The 20,885-nt window shown below is 43.3% G+C and carries 19 protein-coding genes and 1 pseudogene; 18 read left to right on the forward strand and 2 right to left on the reverse strand.

Annotation, left to right across the window (positions count from 1 at the left end):
• Positions 1-82 precede the first annotated feature (82 nt).
• The gene (locus GOM48_RS03460) at positions 83-487 is read left to right on the forward strand and encodes an NUDIX domain-containing protein (protein WP_169446278.1); all 405 of its coding nucleotides are present in this window, start codon (positions 83-85) and stop codon (positions 485-487) included.
• Positions 488-631: 144 nt separating this feature from the next.
• Positions 632-1,397, forward strand: a pseudogene (locus GOM48_RS03465) (ABC transporter substrate-binding protein).
• Positions 1,398-1,418: 21 nt separating this feature from the next.
• On the opposite strand, the gene GOM48_RS03470 reads toward GOM48_RS03465, so the two are convergent.
• On the reverse strand, positions 1,419-2,690 hold the full coding sequence (locus GOM48_RS03470; protein ID WP_235098385.1) for a PLP-dependent aminotransferase family protein: 1,272 nt from the start codon (positions 2,688-2,690) through the stop codon (positions 1,419-1,421).
• 145 nt (positions 2,691-2,835) lie between these two features.
• Here GOM48_RS03470 and budA point away from each other — a divergent pair, with 145 nt between their 5' ends.
• The 9 genes from budA to alaS all read left to right on the forward strand — a co-directional run bounded on the left by budA (position 2,836) and on the right by alaS (position 12,668).
• A complete protein-coding gene (gene budA / locus GOM48_RS03475) occupies positions 2,836-3,567 on the forward strand; it encodes an acetolactate decarboxylase (RefSeq protein ID WP_038806001.1) in 732 nt (243 codons plus the stop codon).
• Positions 3,568-3,576: 9 nt separating this feature from the next.
• Complete coding sequence (locus tag GOM48_RS03480; protein WP_038806002.1) at positions 3,577-4,329, forward strand: YhfC family glutamic-type intramembrane protease; 753 nt, start codon at positions 3,577-3,579, stop codon at positions 4,327-4,329.
• Positions 4,330-4,440: 111 nt separating this feature from the next.
• The gene (gene murB / locus GOM48_RS03485; RefSeq protein ID WP_235098387.1) at positions 4,441-5,346 is read left to right on the forward strand and encodes a UDP-N-acetylmuramate dehydrogenase; all 906 of its coding nucleotides are present in this window, start codon (positions 4,441-4,443) and stop codon (positions 5,344-5,346) included.
• A 158-nt stretch (positions 5,347-5,504) separates the two neighbouring features.
• Complete coding sequence (locus GOM48_RS03490) at positions 5,505-6,662, forward strand: ABC transporter ATP-binding protein (RefSeq protein WP_000742901.1); 1,158 nt, start codon at positions 5,505-5,507, stop codon at positions 6,660-6,662.
• A complete protein-coding gene (locus GOM48_RS03495) occupies positions 6,643-7,449 on the forward strand; it encodes an ABC transporter permease (protein WP_125424653.1) in 807 nt (268 codons plus the stop codon). Before GOM48_RS03490 ends, GOM48_RS03495 begins: the two co-directional genes overlap by 20 nt.
• Complete coding sequence (locus tag GOM48_RS03500; RefSeq protein ID WP_235098390.1) at positions 7,446-8,219, forward strand: ABC transporter permease; 774 nt, start codon at positions 7,446-7,448, stop codon at positions 8,217-8,219. The genes GOM48_RS03495 and GOM48_RS03500 overlap by 4 nt, the downstream gene beginning before the upstream one ends.
• Positions 8,216-9,286, forward strand: a complete 1,071-nt coding sequence (locus GOM48_RS03505) for an ABC transporter substrate-binding protein (RefSeq protein WP_235098392.1) — start codon at positions 8,216-8,218, stop codon at positions 9,284-9,286. Before GOM48_RS03500 ends, GOM48_RS03505 begins: the two co-directional genes overlap by 4 nt.
• Before the next feature lie 257 nt (positions 9,287-9,543).
• The gene (locus GOM48_RS03510; RefSeq protein WP_235098394.1) at positions 9,544-10,029 is read left to right on the forward strand and encodes an LURP-one-related/scramblase family protein; all 486 of its coding nucleotides are present in this window, start codon (positions 9,544-9,546) and stop codon (positions 10,027-10,029) included.
• A 20-nt stretch (positions 10,030-10,049) separates the two neighbouring features.
• On the forward strand, positions 10,050-12,668 hold the full coding sequence (alaS, locus tag GOM48_RS03515) for an alanine--tRNA ligase (RefSeq protein ID WP_235098397.1): 2,619 nt from the start codon (positions 10,050-10,052) through the stop codon (positions 12,666-12,668).
• Positions 12,669-12,755: 87 nt separating this feature from the next.
• Here alaS and GOM48_RS03520 read toward each other — a convergent pair whose 3' ends face one another.
• Positions 12,756-14,204 carry an alpha-amylase gene (locus GOM48_RS03520; RefSeq protein ID WP_235098399.1) on the reverse strand — a complete coding sequence of 483 codons (1,449 nt, stop codon included), beginning with the start codon at positions 14,202-14,204 and terminating at the stop codon, positions 12,756-12,758.
• Positions 14,205-14,476: 272 nt separating this feature from the next.
• On the opposite strand from GOM48_RS03520, the gene GOM48_RS03525 reads away from it, so the two are divergent.
• Genes GOM48_RS03525 through GOM48_RS03555 form a run of 7 tightly spaced genes read left to right on the forward strand, consistent with a single transcriptional unit; the run spans position 14,477 to position 20,882 of the window.
• Entirely contained in the window at positions 14,477-15,640 is a 1,164-nt protein-coding gene (locus tag GOM48_RS03525) for a class I SAM-dependent rRNA methyltransferase (protein WP_235098401.1), read from the forward strand.
• Positions 15,637-16,314, forward strand: a complete 678-nt coding sequence (gene aroD / locus GOM48_RS03530) for a type I 3-dehydroquinate dehydratase (protein ID WP_007518326.1) — start codon at positions 15,637-15,639, stop codon at positions 16,312-16,314. Before GOM48_RS03525 ends, aroD begins: the two co-directional genes overlap by 4 nt.
• The gene (locus GOM48_RS03535) at positions 16,304-17,158 is read left to right on the forward strand and encodes a shikimate dehydrogenase (protein ID WP_235098403.1); all 855 of its coding nucleotides are present in this window, start codon (positions 16,304-16,306) and stop codon (positions 17,156-17,158) included. Before aroD ends, GOM48_RS03535 begins: the two co-directional genes overlap by 11 nt.
• A gap of 18 nt (positions 17,159-17,176) precedes the next feature.
• Positions 17,177-18,244, forward strand: a complete 1,068-nt coding sequence (gene aroB / locus GOM48_RS03540) for a 3-dehydroquinate synthase (protein WP_235098405.1) — start codon at positions 17,177-17,179, stop codon at positions 18,242-18,244.
• 9 nt (positions 18,245-18,253) lie between these two features.
• Positions 18,254-19,420, forward strand: coding sequence for a chorismate synthase (aroC, locus tag GOM48_RS03545; protein ID WP_235098407.1), 1,167 nt, complete (start codon positions 18,254-18,256; stop codon positions 19,418-19,420).
• 9 nt (positions 19,421-19,429) lie between these two features.
• On the forward strand, positions 19,430-20,533 hold the full coding sequence (locus tag GOM48_RS03550) for a prephenate dehydrogenase (protein ID WP_235098409.1): 1,104 nt from the start codon (positions 19,430-19,432) through the stop codon (positions 20,531-20,533).
• 10 nt (positions 20,534-20,543) lie between these two features.
• Complete coding sequence (locus tag GOM48_RS03555) at positions 20,544-20,882, forward strand: YlbF/YmcA family competence regulator (protein ID WP_000065972.1); 339 nt, start codon at positions 20,544-20,546, stop codon at positions 20,880-20,882.
• Positions 20,883-20,885 lie beyond the last annotated feature (3 nt).

Consider the following 20,885-nt stretch of genomic DNA (forward strand, 5'->3'; position numbering starts at 1 on the left):
ATAATATTTTAAGCTTGGATGAGAAAATGAATGAAGAGTTAGTATGCTTCGTATTTAGACAGTGGTTTTAACCAATTTGTACATGATTCGCGACGGACAAAAAATTGTTGTCATGGAGAGGCTTAAACAAGATTGGCCCGGTTTGGTTTTCCCAGGTGGTGCTATTGAATTAGGTGAATCGGCTTTAGAAGCCTTAGTGCGAGAGTTTTATGAAGAAACGGGAATCGAAGTGAGAGTGGAAAAACTCTTAAATGTTTATACAAAATATTCAGATAGTTATCCGAATGCTGATGAGTCTCAAGTTCTTACAATTTTGTATTTAGTTTCATCTAAAACTTCTATCTCTACAAATTTTTTTACAAGTGATGAAACTTTAGAATTAGGATTTTTTGATCATAGAGACATACAAAATATTACAATTGTGAACCAACAACATCTAGATATGATTGAAGATTTTTTTGAAAATAATTTTCCAGTTGGTAGATAAGCTTAATATTGTGTTTCTATTTTTTGTAAATAGCCTCTCTGTTTTGATTAAAAAAGTGTGAAGTGTTCACAAATATTTTCAATTTAGTTATAATTATTAACAAAAAATATCGTTTATTTATAAAATTTTAAAAGTGAATATTATTTGTTTGTAGCTTGTCTGTCAGGTGCTGATAGTTCCCAGTCTGCTGTGGAAGCTATCAAACAAAAAGGGAAGCTAGTTGTGGCAACTAGTCCAGACTATGCACCATTTGAATTCCAAGCATTGGTAGATGGTAAAAACCAAGTGGTTGGTGCAGATATTGATATGGCTCAAGCGATTGCGGATGAACTTGGCGTTAAGCTTGAAATCTCTAGTATGAATTTTGACAATGTCTTGACCAGTCTTCAAACTGGAAAGGCTGACTTGGCTATTGCAGGAATTAGTGCTACTGATGAGAGAAAGGAAGTCTTTGACTTTTCAATTCCATACTATGAAAACAAGATGAGTTTCTTGGTTAGAAAAGCCGATTTAGACAAGTACAAGGATCTTTCAAGCCTTGCAAGTGCAAATATCGCTGCACAAAAGGGAACTGTGCCAGAAACCATGGTCAAGGAAACAATTACCAAATGCCCAATTGACATCCTTGACCAATATGGGAGAGGCAGTCAATGAATTGCAGGCTGGGAAAGTGGATGCTGTTCATATGGATGAACCAATTGCTCTTAGTTACGCAGGTAAAATCTCAGACCTTGTCGTTGCGACAGCTACTTTGACGATGAAAGATGGTGAAGCCAATGACGTTGCCATCAAGAAGAATCAATCAGACTTGAAAGCAGTAGTAGATAAGGTTATCCAAAAACTGAAAGATGAAGGAACTTATCAAACCTATCTAGAAAAAGCAGCGAAACTAACAGAAGTTGAACAATAAAAAAGAAAGCAGAGTTGGAGTTTAATCCAATTCTGCTTTTATGTATTGTAATAGTGCTTCTAAATTTTCGAGAGAGACTTTGGCAAACTGATAAGGACAGGCTTCCAAATAAGCCTCTTCAAAGAAGTCTAGTTTGAGTGAACTATGCTTTAAACTGGCAATTTTAGGATAGTGTCTCAAATCAAGGAGAAGCCCATCATGTAGAGGATAGTTGGGCAAGGGACAGGTATTTTTTTCAAGTACTTCCTTTATCCGAGTCTGATAGTTCTCTTGAAGGGTCAGTCGAGCCAGTCGATTTTTTTCAAATAACTGACTATCGATGTAAAGAGAGAGAGCCTTTTGCATGATGAGATTGCTATCATAGTCCAGGATATTTTTGTAGGAAACAAAGGCCTCTTTTAGGGCATTTGGGAGAATGAGAGCCGTGATACGTAGGGCTGGAAAGAGACTGGTTGAGAAGGATTTGATATAAATGACCCGATCCTCTGTATCCAGATAGTGGAAGGTCTGACCTTTTTTAGGGTCTAGGTCTCCTAGATAGTCATCCTCGACGATATAAACACCATACTGGTTTGCTAGATCCAATATGGCCCTTTTTTCCTGATCAGAATAGGAATGGCCAAGAGGATAGTGGAAGCGAGGAATGGTATAGAAGAACTTGATTTTTCCAGATTTGAACTGTTCTTTTAGTTCGTCAAGGTCAATCCCATCGATTCGGCGTTCAATGGTCCTGTAGGCCAATCCCTGAGCGACCAAGAGGCGATTCATCCGGTGGTAGGTCGGCTGTTCGACCAAAATCTCAGCTCCCTCGCTCGGAAAGTTAATCTGAGAAAGGATAAAGAGAGCTTGCTGGGTGCCAGATGTTAGAACCAGTTGATCTGGTTTGCAGTAGAGGGCTTGGTTGAAAAGAAGTTGATGGACAGATTGTCTGAGTTCCTCAAGACCTTCTTGGTTGTCATAGTAGTTGAAGAGGTAGTTTTCTCTTCCAATCAGTGTTTCATTGACGCAGAGTCGGAAGTCGTCATAGGCACTAGCGTGTTCGTCAGTGACTTCAATTTCCAAGTCTTGGTGCTGTCCTTGCTCCAGAACATAGTAGCCACTTTGGGGTTTGGCATAGAGGTATTGTTCATGGCGTAATTCCAGTAGGGCTCGTTGGATAGTGTCCTTGCTACAGTGGAAGTCTTGGCTCAATTGACGTATGGAGGGAAGCCGGCTGCCTGTTGGAAATTTTCCTGATTCGATCCCCTTTTTTAGAAAGGAAACGACTGCTTGGTATTTACTTTCTTTCTTCATTCCAGACCTCCCTTGATTTTGTTACATTGTACCTTTTTTTTGCCTCCTTTGCAATGGGAAAAGCATTTCTCCCTTTCACAACTAGGAGCAAATGTGGTATACTTAGAAAGTATGATGATTCATTGAAAAGAAGATAAGAAAGAGAATGGATAGAAAAGTGCAGGAACCGGTAAAATTATTTCAATACAATACTCTAGGTGCCCTTATGGCTGGTCTCTATGGTGGAACCATGACAGTGGGAGAATTGCTGGAGCATGGCGACCTTGGTTTGGGAACCCTTGATTCGATTGATGGGGAGTTGATTGTCCTTGATGGCAAGGCTTATCAAGCCAAGGGGTCTGGTCAAACACCTGAAATCGTTGAGGTAGCAGCAGATGCTCTTATTCCTTATGCGGCAGTGGTTCCCCATCAGGCAGAAGTGATTTTTCGTCAGCGCTTTGAGATGACAGATAAGGAATTGGAAAAACGAATTGAGTCCTACTATGATGGGGAAAATCTTTTTCGTTCCATCAAGATTCATGGCGAATTTTCACAAATGCATGTGCGGATGATTCCCAAATCCACACCTGATACCAAGTTTGCTGATGTGGCGACTCATCAACCTGAATATAGCCGTGAAAATATTTCAGGAACCATTGTTGGATTTTGGACACCAGAGATTTTCCATGGGGTCAGCGTGGCGGGCTACCATCTGCATTTTATCTCAGATGATTTGACTTTTGGTGGGCATGTGATGGACTTTGTTATCAAAGAAGGAATGATCGAGGTTGGAGCAGTCGATCAGTTGGACCAACGTTTTCCAGTCCAAGATCGCCAGTATTTATTTGCCAAATTTAACGTTGACGAGATGAAGAAAGACATTGATAAGTCAGAATAGGAGAAGAAGATGACAGTACATATTATCCTTACCATGATAGCTTTGGTTTTAGTCCTAGTAGGTGGGACTTGGTACGCCAAAAAACGGTTTAAAATCTCTCTTGCAGTGATGGGCTTGGGGGCAATCGCATTTTTTGTTTCTTCTCAAGTGTTAGAGAAGATGGTTCACCTTCTGATACTTCATCCGCAAAAAGATGGGACCATTCCGCTCATGAATGAGCAACCTTTCCTATATGTTCTTTACGCGATTGCCATGGCTGCCCTTTTTGAGGAAACTGCCCGCCTTGTCTTTTTTAAATGGTTGGAGAAAAAGAGAAGTCTAGAAGAGAAAGACGCTTTGGCTTACGGCTTGGGACATGGAGGTTTGGAGTTGCTCTATCTTGGGATGGGAAGCTTAATCAGCTTGTTGATCCTCTTTTCACTCATCCAGTCTTCAAATACTGATGTAGCCAATCTCCTTCCAAAGTCTACCCTTGAAACGGTTCAGTCTCTTTCTGTATGGCAGGTTTATTTACTAGGAGTTGAGCGTGTGCTTGCCCTAGTTCTCCAAATTGGTCTTTCCATCTGGATCTATCAAAGTGTTCGTCAAAAGAAATGGATCTACCTCGTTGCTGCCTATGGTTTGCATGCCTTGTTTGACTTGGCTCCAGCCTTATCTCAAGTGGGATGGATTGCAAATCCACTTCTAGTGGAGGTCATTCTTCTTTTAGAAGTACTAGCTTTTATCTGGCTTACAAAATCTACATTTTGGAAAAAATCATAAAAAGAGGGGTGACCTCTTTTTTTATGCGATGTTTTGATACTTCCATTTTTCAGTTCGTCAAAAGCCTTTAAAAATGGTATAATGAAATGACTTTACAAAAGGATAAGAGATATGACATTAGTAACTAAAATACAAGAACAATTAGAAGGAATTGATATTCGTTTCAAGGAACCCTTGAAGACCTATACCTATACCAAGGTTGGAGGTCGAGCGGATTACCTAGTTTTACCACGCAATCGCTATGAGATGGCACGTGTCGTCCAATTTGCCAATCAAGAGAATATACCTTGGATGGTGCTAGGAAATGCCAGCAATATCATCGTTCGTGAAGGTGGAATCCGTGGTTTTGTCATCTTGTGTGATAAGCTCAATAATGTTTCAGTTGATGGTTACACTATTGAAGCAGAAGCGGGTGCTAATTTGATTGAGACAACACGCATTGCACTCCGTCATAGTTTGACTGGTTTTGAGTTTGCTTGTGGCATTCCAGGAAGCATCGGGGGAGCCGTCTTTATGAATGCGGGTGCCTACGGAGGAGAGATTGCTCACATCTTGCAGTCTTGTAAGATACTGACCAAGGAAGGGGAAATTGAAACCTTATCAGCCAAGGACTTGGCTTTTGGTTACCGCCATTCAGCTATTCAGGATTCTGGGGCGATTGTCTTGTCAGCTAAATTTGCCCTAGCTCCAGGAAACCATCAGGTTATCAAGCAGGAAATGGATCGCTTGACTCACCTTCGCGAACTTAAACAACCTCTAGAGTACCCATCTTGTGGCTCAGTCTTTAAGCGGCCAGTAGGGCATTTTGCAGGTCAGTTGATTTCAGAGGCTGGCTTGAAAGGCTATCGTATCGGTGGTGTTGAAGTATCTGAAAAGCATGCTGGTTTCATGATCAATGTTGCTGACGGAACGGCGAAAGACTACGAGGACTTGATCCAATCTGTTATTGAAAAAGTCAAGGAACACTCAGGTGTCACCCTTGAGAGAGAAGTTCGAATCTTGGGTGAGAAGGAATAAGGTTTCGCCAGAATTGCTGCTGCTATGTCAATGGAAAGGGGGTGAAAGCCTATCGGTAGCGAAGATGTATGCAGGTGGTTTTACTCCCTGCAAGAGGTAGTAGCGGCCTGACAGAGCCCTGATCTGTTAATTTATGAAAAAGAAGGAATTTATGCCAATTGAAAAAACCAATTATTGAATTCAAAAACGTCTCTAAAGTTTTTGAAGACAGCAACACCAAGGTTCTCAAAGACATTAACTTTGAGTTGGAAGAAGGGAAGTTCTATACCCTACTAGGCGCATCTGGTTCAGGAAAATCAACTATCCTAAACATCATTGCAGGTTTACTGGATGCGACGACAGGAGATATTTTGCTGGACGGGGTGCGGATCAATGACATCCCGACCAACAAGCGAGACGTCCATACGGTCTTCCAATCCTATGCCTTGTTTCCACATATGAATGTGTTTGAAAATGTTGCCTTTCCGCTACGCTTGCGTAAAATTGACAAGAAAGAAATTGAGCAGCGTGTAGCGGAAGTTCTCAAGATGGTTCAGTTGGAAGGTTATGAGAAGCGTTCCATCCGTAAACTTTCTGGAGGACAACGACAGCGTGTAGCCATTGCCCGCGCTATCATCAACCAACCTCGTGTGGTATTGTTGGATGAACCTTTGTCAGCGCTGGACTTGAAATTGCGAACAGACATGCAGTACGAACTGCGTGAACTGCAACAACGATTGGGGATTACCTTTGTCTTTGTCACTCACGATCAAGAAGAAGCCCTTGCTATGAGTGACTGGATTTTCGTTATGAACGATGGCGAGATTGTCCAATCTGGAACACCTGTGGATATCTACGATGAGCCGATCAACCATTTTGTTGCTACCTTTATCGGTGAGTCCAACATCTTGCCAGGAACCATGATTGAGGACTACTTGGTTGAGTTTAACGGCAAACGCTTTGAAGCGGTCGATGGTGGGATGAAGCCAAATGAGCCTGTCGAGGTTGTCATTCGTCCAGAGGACTTGCGCATTACCCTTCCTGAAGAAGGCAAGCTCCAAGTTAAGGTCGATACTCAACTTTTCCGTGGGGTTCACTATGAGATTATCGCCTATGATGAACTTGGAAATGAATGGATGATCCACTCAACTCGTAAGGCCATCGTAGGTGAGGAGATTGGTCTGGACTTTGAACCAGAAGACATCCACATCATGCGTCTCAATGAAACTGAAGAAGAGTTCGATGCTCGTATTGAAGAATACGTAGAAATCGAAGAGCAAGAAGCAGGTCTGATTAACGCAATCGAGGAGGAAAGAGATGAAGAAAACAACCTCTAAACTCTTTGTAGTGCCCTATATGCTTTGGATTGCACTCTTTGTCCTCGCACCCTTAGTCTTGATTTTTGGACAATCCTTTTTCAACATCGAAGGGCAGTTTAGTTTAGAAAACTACAAATCCTACTTTGCATCACAAAACTTGACCTATCTCAAAATGAGCTTCAACTCTGTGCTCTATGCGGGGATTGTGACTATGGTGACGCTACTCATCAGCTATCCGACAGCCCTCTTTTTGACCCGTCTCAAGCACCGTCAACTCTGGCTCATGCTGATTATCCTGCCGACTTGGATCAATCTCCTCCTAAAGGCTTATGCCTTTATCGGGATTTTTGGTCAAGATGGCTCCATTAACCAATTTTTAGAGTTCATCGGAATCGGTTCGCAACAGTTGCTCTTTACGGATTTCTCCTTTATCTTTGTCGCAAGCTACATCGAGCTTCCATTTATGATCTTGCCGATCTTCAATGTTTTGGATGATATGGATAATAATCTGATCAATGCCAGCTATGACCTCGGTGCGACCAAGTGGGAGACCTTCCGCCATGTCATTTTCCCTCTATCTATGAATGGAGTGAGAAGTGGGGTCCAGTCCGTCTTTATCCCTAGCTTGAGCCTCTTCATGCTGACACGTTTGATCGGTGGGAACCGCGTTATTACCTTGGGAACGGCTATTGAGCAGAACTTTCTAACCAATGACAACTATGGAATGGGTTCTACCATCGGTGTGATCCTTATCCTGACCATGTTCATCACCATGTGGGTGACCAAGGAAAGGAGAGAACGATGAAAAAATTTGCCAATCTCTACCTAGCCTTTGTCTTTATCATCCTTTATTTGCCAATTTTTTACTTGATTGGCTATGCATTTAATGCTGGCGATGATATGAACAGTTTTACCGGCTTTAGTTTGGGCCATTTTAAAACCATGTTTGGTGATGGTCGTCTCATGTTGATCCTCACCCAGACCTTCTTATTGGCCTTTTTATCAGCCTTGATAGCGACCATTATCGGGACTTTCGGTGCTATTTACATCTATCAGTCTCGTAAGAAATACCAAGAAGCCTTTTTATCACTCAATAATATCCTCATGGTTGCACCTGACGTTATGATTGGTGCCAGCTTCTTGATTCTCTTTACCCAGCTTAAGTTTTCACTTGGCTTTTTGACCGTTCTATCTAGTCATGTGGCCTTTTCCATCCCTATCGTGGTCTTGATGGTCTTGCCTCGTCTCAAGGAGATGAATGATGACATGATTCATGCGGCTTATGATTTGGGGGCCAGTCAATTTCAGATGTTTAAGGAAATCATGCTCCCTTATCTGACTCCGTCTATCATTGCAGGTTATTTCATGGCCTTTACCTATTCGCTGGATGACTTTGCCGTGACCTTCTTTGTAACAGGAAATGGCTTTTCAACCCTGTCAGTTGAGATTTACTCTCGTGCTCGTAAGGGGATTTCACTAGAAATCAATGCCCTGTCTGCCCTTGTCTTTCTCTTTAGTATTATCCTAGTTGTTGGATATTACTTTATCTCACGTGAGAAGGAGGAGCAAGCATGAAAAAACTCTATTCATTTTTAGCTGGAATTGTAGCAATTATCCTCGTCTTGTGGGGAATTGCGACTCATCTAGACAATAAAATCAATAGCCGAGATAGTCAAAAACTGGTTATCTACAACTGGGGAGACTATATCGATCCAGAACTCTTGGAGCAATTCACAGAAGAAACAGGAATTCAAGTCCAGTACGAGACCTTTGACTCCAACGAAGCCATGTATACCAAGATCAAGCAAGGCGGAACGACCTACGATATCGCCATTCCGAGTGAATACATGATCAACAAGATGAAGGATGAGGACCTCTTGGTTCCACTTGATTATTCAAAAATTGAAGGAATCGAAAATATCGGACCTGAGTTCCTCAACCAGTCCTTTGACCCGGGCAATAAATTCTCCATCCCATACTTCTGGGGAACTTTGGGAATTGTCTACAATGAAACCATGGTAGATGAGGCGCCTGAGCATTGGGATGACCTCTGGAAACCAGAATACAAGGATTCCATCATGCTCTTTGATGGGGCGCGTGAGGTGCTGGGACTCGGGCTTAACTCACTTGGTTACAGTCTCAACTCCAAGGATCCTCAGCAGTTGGAAGAGACAGTGGATAAGCTCTACAAATTGACTCCAAATATCAAGGCCATTGTGGCAGACGAGATGAAGGGTTACATGATTCAGAACAACGCTGCTATCGGTGTGACTTTCTCTGGGGAAGCCAGTCAGATGTTGGAGAAAAATCCTAACCTCAAGTATGTCGTTCCGACTGAGGCCAGCAATCTCTGGTTTGATAACATGGTCATTCCAAAAACTGTGAAAAACCAAGATGCAGCCTACGCCTTTATCAACTTTATGTTGAAACCCGACAATGCTCTGAAAAATGCTGAGTATGTAGGCTATGCAACACCAAATAACACAGCCAAGGAACTGCTCCCAGAGGAGACCAAGGAAGACAAGGCCTTCTATCCAGACGCTGATACCATGAAAAACCTAGAAGTTTATGAGAAGTTTGACCATAAATGGACAGGCAAATACAGCGACCTCTTCCTACAATTTAAAATGTATCGGAAGTAGGAGTGATGGTTTATTATCGGTTTTTCCAGTTGACGCAGAACCCAAAAAACGATATAATAAGAAAGTTGAGAATTGATTTTCTGTCATCTTAGTCCAGAGAAATGGCGGTGCTGCGAGCCATCTAAGGTAGGAAGTTATGCTACTCAATCATACAATTGCATAAGATTTTGAGGATGACAAGTTCATTGAATGAAGGTGGTACCGCGGTTTTTCGCCCTTCGTGATATGGACTTGTCTTTTGATTTTTGGAGGTGTTTATGAAGACATTTCTCGTGAAACAAAAGTTTCGTCTTGGAGGCGAACGCTTCGATATCAAGGATGATAGAGGAGTAGTGAACTATCAGGTGGAGGGATCATTTTTCCAAATTCCTAAGACCTTTACCATCTATGACGCCTATGGTGAGCAGGTCAGTGAAATCAGTAAAGAATTTTTCACCTTGCTTCCTCGCTTTAATATCCAGTTACGAAACGGTTCCAATTTCGTCATTCGTAAGAAGTTGACCTTCTTTCGAGATAAGTATGAGTTTGATGATTTAGGGCTTCGTATCGAGGGCAATATCTGGGATTTGAATTTCAAATTGCTGGATGATCGTGATCAGCTTGTCGCCGAGATTCGGAAAGAGATTTTCCATTTGACCTCAACTTACACCGTAACCGTCTATGAAGACTCTTATGCAGACCTGGTCATTTCCCTCTGTGTCGCGATTGACTATGTGGAGATGCTGGAAAGCCAATCAAATTAAATAAGTAATAAGGAGATATTATGAAACAACTATCTAGTGCTCAAGTTCGCCAAATGTGGCTTGATTTCTGGGCAAGCAAAGGCCACTCTGTAGAACCATCAGTCAGTTTGGTTCCTGTAAATGACCCTACACTTTTGTGGATTAACTCAGGGGTTGCTACCCTTAAGAAATACTTTGACGGGACTATCAAACCTGAAAATCCACGTATCACCAATGCGCAAAAAGCTATCCGTACCAACGACATCGAAAATGTCGGAAAAACGGCTCGCCACCATACCATGTTTGAAATGTTGGGGAACTTCTCTATCGGAGATTACTTCCGTGATGAAGCCATCACTTGGGCTTATGAGCTCTTGACAAGCCCAGAATGGTTTGATTTTCCAGCTGAAAAACTCTACATGACCTATTACCCTGATGACAAAGATTCTTACAACCGCTGGATTGAAGTAGGAGTGGATCCAAGCCACTTGATTCCGATCGAAGATAACTTCTGGGAAATTGGTGCGGGACCTTCTGGACCAGATACAGAGATTTTCTTTGACCGTGGAGAAGCCTTTGACCCAGAAAATATTGGTCTTCGTCTGCTTGCAGAAGATATCGAAAACGACCGTTATATCGAAATCTGGAACATCGTTTTGTCACAATTTAACGCGGATCCTGCTGTTCCTCGTAGCGAATACAAGGAATTGCCACACAAGAACATTGATACGGGCGCTGGTTTGGAGCGTTTGGTGGCAGTTATCCAAGGGGCTAAAACAAACTTTGAAACAGACCTCTTCATGCCGATCATTCGTGAAGTGGAGAAATTGTCTGGTAAGGTTTATGACCAAGACGGCGACAACATGAGCTTCAAGGTTATCGCTGACCACATTCGTTCCCTTTCATTTGCCATCGGGGATGGTGCCCTTCCAGGAAATGAAGGTCGTGGTTATGTCCTTCGCCGTCTCCTCCGTCGCGCGTCTATGCACGGTCAAAAATTGGGCATCAACGAGCCTTTCCTTTACAAACTCGTTCCAACTGTTGGGAAAATCATGGAAAGCTACTACCCAGAAGTACTTGAGAAACGCGACTTTATCGAGAAAATAGTCAAGAGCGAAGAAGAGTCATTTGCTCGTACCCTTCACTCAGGTCAACATTTTGCAGAAACCATTGTAGCAGACTTGAAAGAAAAAGGTCAATCTGTCATCGCTGGTTCAGATGTCTTCAAACTCTATGATACATACGGGTTCCCAGTGGAGTTGACAGAAGAAATCGCTGAAGAAGCTGGTATGACGGTGGACCGTGAAGGTTTTGAAGCAGCTATGAAAGAGCAACAAGAACGTGCGCGTGCATCAGCTGTTAAGGGTGGCTCAATGGGTATGCAAAATGAAACCCTTCAAAACATTACAGTGGAAAGTCGCTTTAACTACAATGCTAGTCAATTGCCTTCTAAGTTGGTGGCTATTGTAGCTGACAATGCTGAAGTTGAAGCTGTTTCAGAAGGAACTGCCTCTCTCATCTTTGCAGAGACTCCATTCTACGCTGAAATGGGTGGACAGGTAGCTGACCACGGTCAAATCTTGGATGCTACAGGAAACCTTGTAGCTACAGTGACAGATGTTCAAAAAGCGCCAAACGGACAAGCTCTTCACACGGTTGAAGTTCTTGCACCGCTTGCTTTGAACCAAGAATACACCTTGGCCATCGATACCAATCGTCGTCACCGTGTCATGAAAAACCATACAGCAACTCACTTGCTCCATGCAGCCCTTCACAATATCCTTGGAAACCATGCGACACAAGCAGGATCCCTTAACGAAGTCGAATTCCTTCGCTTTGACTTCACACACTTCCAAGCAGTAACTTCTGAAGAATTGCGCGCCATTGAACAACAGGTCAATGAGAAAATCTGGGAAGCAATTGCAGTAGAAACTGTTGAGACAGATATTGACACTGCTAAAGAAATGGGTGCTATGGCCCTCTTTGGTGAGAAATACGGTAAGGAAGTTCGTGTTGTTACGATTGGTGACTACTCAGTGGAACTTTGTGGTGGTACCCACGTTGGCAACACTTCTGAGATTGGTCTCTTCAAGATTGTCAAAGAAGAAGGAATCGGATCAGGAACTCGCCGTATCTTGGCAGTGACTGGTAAGGAAGCCTTTGAAGCCTACCGTGAACAAGAAGACGCTCTGAAAGCAGTCGCAGCAACCTTGAAAGCACCTCAACTCAAAGAAGTACCCCACAAGGTGGAAGGGCTTCAAGAACAACTCCGTCAGCTTCAAAAAGAAAATGCAGAATTGAAGGAAAAAGCAGCAGCAGCAGCCGCAGGCGATGTCTTCAAGGATGTGAAGGAAGTCAACGGACACCGTTACATTGCAAGCCAAGTTTCTGTATCAGATGCAGGTGCCCTTCGCACCTTTGCGGATAACTGGAAACAAAAAGACTACTCTGATGTGCTTGTCCTAGTTGCAGCTATCGGTGACAAAGTCAATGTTCTTGTAGCTAGCAAGACAAAAGATGTGCATGCAGGAAACCTTGTCAAAGAATTGGCTCCAATCGTCGATGGACGTGGTGGTGGTAAACCAGACATGGCCATGGCAGGAGGAAGCAACCAAGCGAAAATCCAAGAACTCTTGGATTCAGTAGCAGGTAAATTTTAAGACAATAAAGATCTATCCATTAGGGTAGGTCTTTTTGTGCATACAAAAAAGCCAAATCTGCTTGGATCTGGCTTGTAACTGATAGGTTTATTTTGTTGCCCAGACACTTACGGATCTAGCTGAGACCGGAAATTCTCCATAACCGTCAGCATCGATCGTAACTTGTGCTGGATGATTTTCAAGGAGGTCAACAAAGGTTTGGTCAGCCCATTCTTGACCAACAAACATAGATTTGCTGTTTTCTTGGTCATTTGAGATAAGGACAGCGATTGGAGATTGATGTTCAGCACCTGAACGAACCCAACCGACACAGTTGGCATCGTCAAAGTAGTCTGTTTGCTCTCCATAGGCCCTGTCTTTTCGGATGGCTAGGAGACGATCAAGAACTTCTTTGAAATCTTGTTGGGCGTATTTTCCTGAGATACCGTAGTAGTCTCCGTAAAAAACACATGGAAGTCCATCTTGACGTAAAAGAATAAGGGCATAGGCTGCTGGTTTGAACCATTCTTCAACAGTAGACTCAAGGGCTTGACCTCTTTGGGTATCGTGGTTGTCAACGAAAGTGACAGCCTTATCAGGCTTGAGTTCAACCAAGCTATCAGTAAAGATAGTACGAAGGTCGTAGCTTGCTCCAGCATGACTGGCCTCAAAAAGGTTTTGGTGGAGGCGAACATCGACAAGGTCAAAACGTTCCTCTGTTTTCTCGAGATAGTCTAGATTGGCTTCCTTGTCTGGATTCCAAAATTCCCCAAAAACATAGAAATCGTCACCGTATTTTTCCTTCATATCACGGATGAAATTGCCCATAAAGAAGGAGTCAATGTGCTTAACAGCATCCAAGCGGAATCCCGCCACACCAGTCGTTTCCATGAACCAGTCAGCCCAGTCATAGATGTTTTGGATGACTTCAGGGTGCTTAAAGTCTAGGTCGGCATACATAAGATAGTCGTAGTTTCCGTTTTCATTATCGACCAATTCTTCGTTTGCCCAACCTTTATTGTCCCCTTGAATCAGGTAAATGCCAGATTTACGGCGTTTGGCATCGTAGTCTGTCCCTGTAAAATGGTACCAGTGCCAGTGGAAGTCATTGTAGGTATCTTGGCGACCATCGAAAGTAAAGTGAGTCCAGCCATTGATAGTAAAGGGCTCGCTTAGTTGAACGGTACGATCCTCAGGGTCCACTTCAATAACCTGAAAGGCTTCCATATGATCAGCAGCGGCCTTGTGATTGAGCACCACATCAGCCATAGGTTGGATTCCATGCTCCTTGAGAGTCTGAATCGTTTGAAGATAGTCTTCTTTAAACCCATACTTGGTACGGACAGTCCCTTTTTGGTTAAATTCACCTAGGTCAAAAAGATCATAAACGCCATAGCCAACATCTTTTTCATTGGTTGCCTTGAAGGCAGGTGGCATCCAGACATGACTGATACCAAGATTTGCTAGGTGTTCTGCGTCATCTGCCAATCTCGTCCAGTGTTGGCCGTCGTGGGGCAGATACCACTCAAAGTATTGCATAAGTGTCTGATTTTGCATTGTTTTTCCTCTTGCTTATCAATGTTGTGTTTTATTCTACCATAAAGTTTAGAACTAGGCAAACGTTTGCGCAAGATTCTATACTCATTTCTGAAATTGTCTATTTTTAGCGAATAGAATCTCTCTTTCCATTATAAGGGAAAGGATGTTTTGGTGAAAAAGTAAATGGAATAAACTTATTTGAACAAAAATGACACTCAGTAAACTAAAGTACAAATGGTTAAACGGTTTCTTTTTTGAGAATTGTCACAAAATTTGCTATAATAGTAGCTATGAATAGAATTAGGGTCAGCAGACGTGTTGAAAAAAAGCTAGCTAAGGGTCTAGTTCTTTTGGAAGCAAGCGATTTAACAGATATTGATCTGACGGATCAGGCAGTAGAAGTTCTAAGTCAAGACAGGAAGTTTTTAGGGAGTGCCTATCTTTCTCAGCAGAACAAGGGCATTGGCTGGTTCATCAGCAAGGAAAAGGTTAGTTTCAATCAAGCCTTTTTTGAATCGCTGTTTCGTAAGGCTAAGGAAGCTAGAAAGCCTTATTATCAGGATGACTTGACCACTGCCTTTCGCCTTTTTAACCAAGAGGGGGATGGTTTTGGTGGTCTGACTATTGATCTCTATGGAAATTATGCTGTTTTTTCTTGGTACAACTCCTTTGTTTACCAGATTCGTGAGCTGATCGTAAGGGCTTTTAAGGAAGTTTTCCCTGAGGTCTTGGGGGCTTATGAAAAGATTCGTTTTAAAGGTCTAGACTACGAGTCTGCCCATGTTTATGGTGAGGAAGCGTCAGATTATTTTACTGTTCTTGAGAATGGCGTACTCTATCAAGTCTTTATGAATGATGGCTTGATGACAGGGATTTTCCTAGACCAGCATGAGGTTCGTGGGAGTCTGGTTGACGGTCTAGCCATGGGCAAATCCTTGCTCAATATGTTTTCCTATACGGCTGCCTTTTCAGTTGCTGCAGCTATGGGAGGCGCGAGTGAGACGACTTCTGTCGACTTAGCCAAACGATCCAGAGAGCTATCAGAAGCCCATTTTCAGGCAAATGGATTTAGCACGGACAATCATCGTTTTATCGTTATGGATGTCTTTGAATATTTCAAGTATGCTAAGCGAAAAGGCTTGACCTATGATGTGATTGTTCTTGATCCGCCGAGCTTTGCCCGCAATAAAAAACAAACATTCTCTGTAGCTAAGGACTATCACAAGTTGATTTCCCAGAGTCTAGAGATTTTAAATCCGGGAGGGATTATCATTGCCAGTACCAATGCTGCCAATGTTTCCCGCCAGAAATTTACAGAACAAATTGATAAAGGTTTTGCAGGAAGAAGGTACCAAGTCTTGAATAAATACGGACTTCCAGCAGACTTTGCCTATAATAAAAAAGATGAAAGTAGTAATTACCTCAAGGTGATTAGTATGAAGGTTAGTAAATGAAATTAGTCGTTTCAGTAATGCCAAGAAGTTTAGAAGAAGCGCAAGAACTGGATGCCACAAGGTATGAAGATGCCGATATCATTGAGTGGCGTGCGGACTTTCTTGCAAAGGACGCTATTTTACAGGTAGCACCCGCTATCTTTGAGAAATTTGCAGGACGCGAACTTGTCTTTACCCTTCGGACTCGCGCTGAGGGAGGAGAAATCGAACTTTCCTCAGAAGAGTATGTTCAAATTATTAAGGAAGTCACACAGCTCTATCAGCCGGATTATGTAGATTTCGAGTATTTCAGTTACAAGGACGTTTTTGAGGAGATGTTGGATTTTCCAAATTTGGTTTTGAGTTACCATAATTTCCAAGAGACACCTGAAAACATGATGGAAATCCTGTCTGAGTTGACCAGTCTCTCTCCCAAAGTGGTCAAGGTATCTGTCATGGCCCACACGGAGCAGGATGTTTTAGACCTGATGAACTACACACGAGGATTTAAAACACTCAACCCTGAGCAAGAGTACGTAACCATTTCCATGGGGAAAATGGGCAAGGTATCACGTATCACTTCAGATGTGACGGGTTCAAGTTGGTCATTTGCTAGTCTAGATGAAGCGAGTGCCCCGGGTCAAATTTCTCTATCAAACATGAAGAAAATCAGGGAGATTTTGGATGAAGCTTGATGGCTATACACGTTTAGCTGCAGTTGTTGCAAATCCCATCAAACACTCTATTTCACCCTTTATCCATAATAGGGCCTTTGAGGCGACAGCTACCAATGGTGTCTATGTGGCTTGGGAGATTGAAGCGGGTGACTTGGCAGAAACAGTAGCCAATATTCGCCGTTACCAGATGTTTGGGATCAACCTGTCTATGCCTTACAAGGAGCAAGTGATTCCTCATCTGGATGAGTTGAGTGATGAAGCTCGTTTGATTGGAGCAGTCAATACAGTTGTTAATCAAGACGGAACGTTAATTGGATATAATACAGATGGCAAGGGATTCTTTAAGAGCTTGCCTTCTTTTACAATCTCGGATAAGAAAATGACCATTCTGGGAGCAGGTGGTGCGGCCAAATCAATCTTGGCACAAGCTATTTTGGATGGCGTCAGTCAAATTTCAGTCTTTGTTCGTTCAGTTTCCATGGAAAAAACAAGACCTTACCTAGATAAGTTGCAGGAGCAAACAGGTTTTAAAGTGGACTTGTATGCTTTAGAAGATCTTTCTGAACTGCAATCAAGGATTGCCGAGTCGGACCTGCTCGTCAATGCGACCAGTGTAGGGATGGATGGCCAGTCGTCGCCAGTTCCAGAAAGTATCAATTTGCCAGAGGCTCTCTTGGTGGCAGATATCATTTACCAACCCTTTGAGACGCCATTTTTGAAATGGGCTAGAAGTCAGGGCAATCCAGCCGTCAATGGCCTGGGGATGTTGCTCTATCAAGCTGCTGAAGCTTTTCAACTGTGGACAGGTAAAGAAATGCCGACAGAAGAGATCTGGCAGTCTTTAACAGAAAAATATAAATAGTGAAAAGGAGACCCTACTATGAAAATCAGAATCGATATTCCGTATCATCCTTATGATATTCAGATTGAAAAAGGTTGTCTGGCCCAGGCTGGTCAATGGTTGCGAGAACTCTGGCAACCACAAAAGGTAGTCATTGTGACAGATAACCATGTAGCTTCTCTCTATGCAGAGAAGGTTAAACTCAGCCTAGAAGATGCTGGTTTTCAGGTAGCTGTTTTTGACTTTTTAGAAGGTGAAGAACGAAAAAATTTAACCACTGTTCAGAAGGTCTATGAGTTTCTAGTTAAGCAAGGTTTGACTCGTAGCGATGGAATCGTGGCTCTAGGTGGTGGTGTCGTTGGGGACCTGGCTGGTTTCGTAGCCTCTACCTATATGCGGGGCATTCACTTTGTTCAGATTCCGACTAGTTTGACTGCTCAGGTTGATTCTTCTATCGGTGGAAAGACGGGTGTCAATACTCCTTTTGCTAAAAATATGGTGGGTACCTTTGCCCAACCAGATGGGGTTCTGATTGACCCACTTGTCCTTGAAACACTCGGGAAAAGAGAGTTGATTGAAGGGATGGGTGAGGTTATCAAGTACGGCTTGATTGAGGACCCAGAACTGTGGGCTCTCTTGATGGAGCTAGATGGTTCTGTAGAGAGTATACTGGAACATGCAGAGACTTTGATTGAACATTCTTGCCAAGTCAAGCGCAAGATGGTGGTTGAGGATGAGTTGGATAACGGTGTTCGCCTTTACCTCAATTTTGGTCACACTATTGGACATGCCATTGAAGCGACTGCCGGTTATGGCAAGGTCATGCATGGTGAGGCCGTGGCCATGGGTATGGTACAGATTTCCAAAGTTGCTGAGGAAAAAGGCCTCATGCCTGATGGCATAACCCAGTCTATCACAGAAATGTGTCAGAAGTTTGGTTTGCCTGTTGACTATGAAAACTGGGATGTTGACAAGCTTTATCAAGCTTTGACTCATGACAAGAAAGCGCGTGGCAACACCTTGAAATTGGTCTTGGTACCAGAGCTTGGTTCAGCGACCATTCACCCAGTTTCTCTGGAAGAGATGAAAGACTACTTGGTAAAATAAGGAGAACGTATGAGATATTTAACTGCAGGAGAATCACACGGCCCTCGTCTGACGACTATTATTGAAGGAATTCCAGCGGGCCTTCCTTTAACAGTAGAGGACATCAATGAGGATCTGAAACGCCGTCAGGGTGGCTACGGTCGTGGTGGCCGTATGAAGATTGAGAGTGATCAGATTGTCTTTACATCAGGCGTTCGCCACGGGAAGACGACAGGGGCTCCCATTACAATGGATGTCATCAATAAGGACCACCAAAAATGGCTGGATATCATGTCTGCAGAGGACATTGAAGACCGCCTTAAAAGCAAGCGAAAAATCACCCATCCTCGTCCAGGTCATGCCGATTTAGTTGGGGGCATCAAGTACCGTTTTGATGACTTGCGAAATTCTTTGGAACGTTCATCAGCTCGTGAAACAACCATGCGAGTAGCAGTTGGAGCAGTAGCCAAACGTCTCTTAGCTGAGCTAGATATGGAGATTGCCAACCATGTCGTGGTCTTTGGTGGCAAGGAAATAGATGTACCTGAAAATCTGACAGTGGCTGAGCTTAAGCAAAGAGCTGCCCAGTCTGAAGTTTCTATTGTCAACCAAGAACGGGAACAGGAAATCAAGGACTATATTGACCAAATCAAACGTGACGGTGATACTATCGGTGGAGTTGTTGAGACAGTCGTCGGAGGTGTTCCAGTTGGTCTCGGTTCCTATGTTCAATGGGACAGAAAATTGGATGCGCGATTGGCCCAAGCAGTTGTTTCTATCAATGCCTTTAAAGGGGTGGAATTTGGTCTTGGATTTGAAGCTGGTTACCGCAAAGGCAGCCAAGTCATGGATGAAATTCTCTGGTCTAAAGAAGACGGCTATACTCGCCGTACCAATAATCTAGGTGGTTTCGAAGGTGGTATGACCAATGGGCAACCCATCGTTGTCCGTGGTGTCATGAAACCCATTCCCACTCTCTATAAACCATTGATGAGTGTGGATATCGAGACTCACGAACCTTACAAGGCAACTGTGGAAAGAAGTGATCCAACTGCTCTTCCAGCAGCAGGTGTGGTTATGGAAGCTGTTGTGGCAACAGTTCTAGCGCAGGAAATTCTTGAAAAATTTTCATCGGACAACCTAGAGGAATTAAAAGAAGCAGTAGCCAAATACCGTGAGTATACAAAGAACTATTAAGGAGTCTCTATGGCAAAAACCATCTATATCGCAGGTCTCGGTTTGATTGGTGCCTCGATGGCGCTTGGTATCAAGCGTGATCATCCCGATTACGAAATTCTAGGTTACAATCGTAGCCAGGCTTCGAGAGATATTGCCTTGGAGCGAGAAATGATAGACCGTGCGACGGATGATTTTGCCAGTTTTGCTCCTCTGGCAGATGTCATCATTCTGACCTTACCAATCCAGCAGACCATTGCTTTTATTCAGGAGTTGGCAATGTTAGACTTGAAAGAAGACGTCATTATCTCGGATGCGGGCTCAACCAAATCAGCCATTGTAGATGCGGCGGAGCAGTATTTGGCTGGCAAGCCTGTTCGCTTTGTCGGGGCCCATCCCATGGCTGGTAGCCACAAGACAGGGGCTGCTTCTGCGGATGTTAATCTCTTTGAGAATGCCTATTATATCTTCACACCTTCGAGCCTGACAAGTCCTGACACACTTGAGGAAATGAAGGATCTGCTTTCAGGACTTCATGCTCGCTTTATCGAGATTGATGCCAAGGAGCATGATCGGGTGACTTCTCAGATTAGCCATTTTCCACATATTCTGGCTTCCAGTCTCATGGAGCAGACGGCAGTTTATGCTCAAGAACATGAGATGGCAAGGCGCTTTGCGGCGGGTGGTTTTCGAGATATGACTCGGATTGCGGAGAGTGAGCCAGGTATGTGGACTTCTATTCTCTTGTCCAATCGTGAGACCATTCTAGAGCGAATTGCGGATTTCAAGGAGCGCTTGGAAGCGATTGGTCAGGCCATCAGTGAGGGAGATGAAGAGCAGATTTGGAACTTTTTCAATCAGGCGCGTGAGCAACGTCAGGCCATGGAAATTCATAAGCGTGGCGGTGTGGATAGCTCTTACGACCTCTATGTCGACGTTCCTGATGAAGAAGATGTCATCTTGCGGATTTTGGAACTGCTACGTGGGACTTCCTTGGTCAACATCCACATCAACGAAGAAAACCGTGAGGATATTCACGGGATTCTACAAATTTCCTTTAAAAATGCTCAAGATTTGGAACGAGCTGAGCGCTTAATTACAGAAAATACGGACTACACAGTCGTCGTCAAATAAGGAGAAAATCATGTCAAATATTTACGATAGTGCAAATGAACTCAGTCGCGGGTTACGCGAATTACCAGAATACAAGGCGGTTAAGGCAGCAAAAGATGCCATCCAAGCTGATGAACAAGCTAGCAAGATTTTTGCAGACTACCTCGCCTTCCAGCAAGAAATCCAGGTCATGGCGCAAACTGGACAAATGCCAGATGCCTCTTTCCAAGAAAAGATGCAGTCTTTCAGCAAGCAAATCCAAGAGAACGCTCTTTTGTCAGATTTCTTTGCCAAACAGCAACAATTGTCCATTTACCTTTCAGACATTGAAAAAATTATCTTTGAACCTGTTTCAGAATTATTGAAATAGTAT

Source organism: Streptococcus oralis (assembly GCF_021497885.1).
GTDB lineage: Bacteria > Bacillota > Bacilli > Lactobacillales > Streptococcaceae > Streptococcus > Streptococcus oralis_BQ.

Coding starts and splice junctions, on each gene's coding strand:
- GOM48_RS03460 (WP_169446278.1), top strand. CDS start 83: ATGATTCGCGACGGACAAAAAATTGTTGTCATGGAGAGGCTTAAACAA.
- GOM48_RS03470 (WP_235098385.1), bottom strand. CDS start 2,690: ATGAAGAAAGAAAGTAAATACCAAGCAGTCGTTTCCTTTCTAAAAAAG.
- budA (WP_038806001.1), top strand. CDS start 2,836: ATGGATAGAAAAGTGCAGGAACCGGTAAAATTATTTCAATACAATACT.
- GOM48_RS03480 (WP_038806002.1), top strand. CDS start 3,577: ATGACAGTACATATTATCCTTACCATGATAGCTTTGGTTTTAGTCCTA.
- murB (WP_235098387.1), top strand. CDS start 4,441: ATGACATTAGTAACTAAAATACAAGAACAATTAGAAGGAATTGATATT.
- GOM48_RS03495 (WP_125424653.1), top strand. CDS start 6,643: ATGAAGAAAACAACCTCTAAACTCTTTGTAGTGCCCTATATGCTTTGG.
- GOM48_RS03500 (WP_235098390.1), top strand. CDS start 7,446: ATGAAAAAATTTGCCAATCTCTACCTAGCCTTTGTCTTTATCATCCTT.
- GOM48_RS03505 (WP_235098392.1), top strand. CDS start 8,216: ATGAAAAAACTCTATTCATTTTTAGCTGGAATTGTAGCAATTATCCTC.
- GOM48_RS03510 (WP_235098394.1), top strand. CDS start 9,544: ATGAAGACATTTCTCGTGAAACAAAAGTTTCGTCTTGGAGGCGAACGC.
- alaS (WP_235098397.1), top strand. CDS start 10,050: ATGAAACAACTATCTAGTGCTCAAGTTCGCCAAATGTGGCTTGATTTC.
- GOM48_RS03520 (WP_235098399.1), bottom strand. CDS start 14,204: ATGCAAAATCAGACACTTATGCAATACTTTGAGTGGTATCTGCCCCAC.
- GOM48_RS03525 (WP_235098401.1), top strand. CDS start 14,477: ATGAATAGAATTAGGGTCAGCAGACGTGTTGAAAAAAAGCTAGCTAAG.
- aroD (WP_007518326.1), top strand. CDS start 15,637: ATGAAATTAGTCGTTTCAGTAATGCCAAGAAGTTTAGAAGAAGCGCAA.
- GOM48_RS03535 (WP_235098403.1), top strand. CDS start 16,304: ATGAAGCTTGATGGCTATACACGTTTAGCTGCAGTTGTTGCAAATCCC.
- aroB (WP_235098405.1), top strand. CDS start 17,177: ATGAAAATCAGAATCGATATTCCGTATCATCCTTATGATATTCAGATT.
- aroC (WP_235098407.1), top strand. CDS start 18,254: ATGAGATATTTAACTGCAGGAGAATCACACGGCCCTCGTCTGACGACT.
- GOM48_RS03550 (WP_235098409.1), top strand. CDS start 19,430: ATGGCAAAAACCATCTATATCGCAGGTCTCGGTTTGATTGGTGCCTCG.
- GOM48_RS03555 (WP_000065972.1), top strand. CDS start 20,544: ATGTCAAATATTTACGATAGTGCAAATGAACTCAGTCGCGGGTTACGC.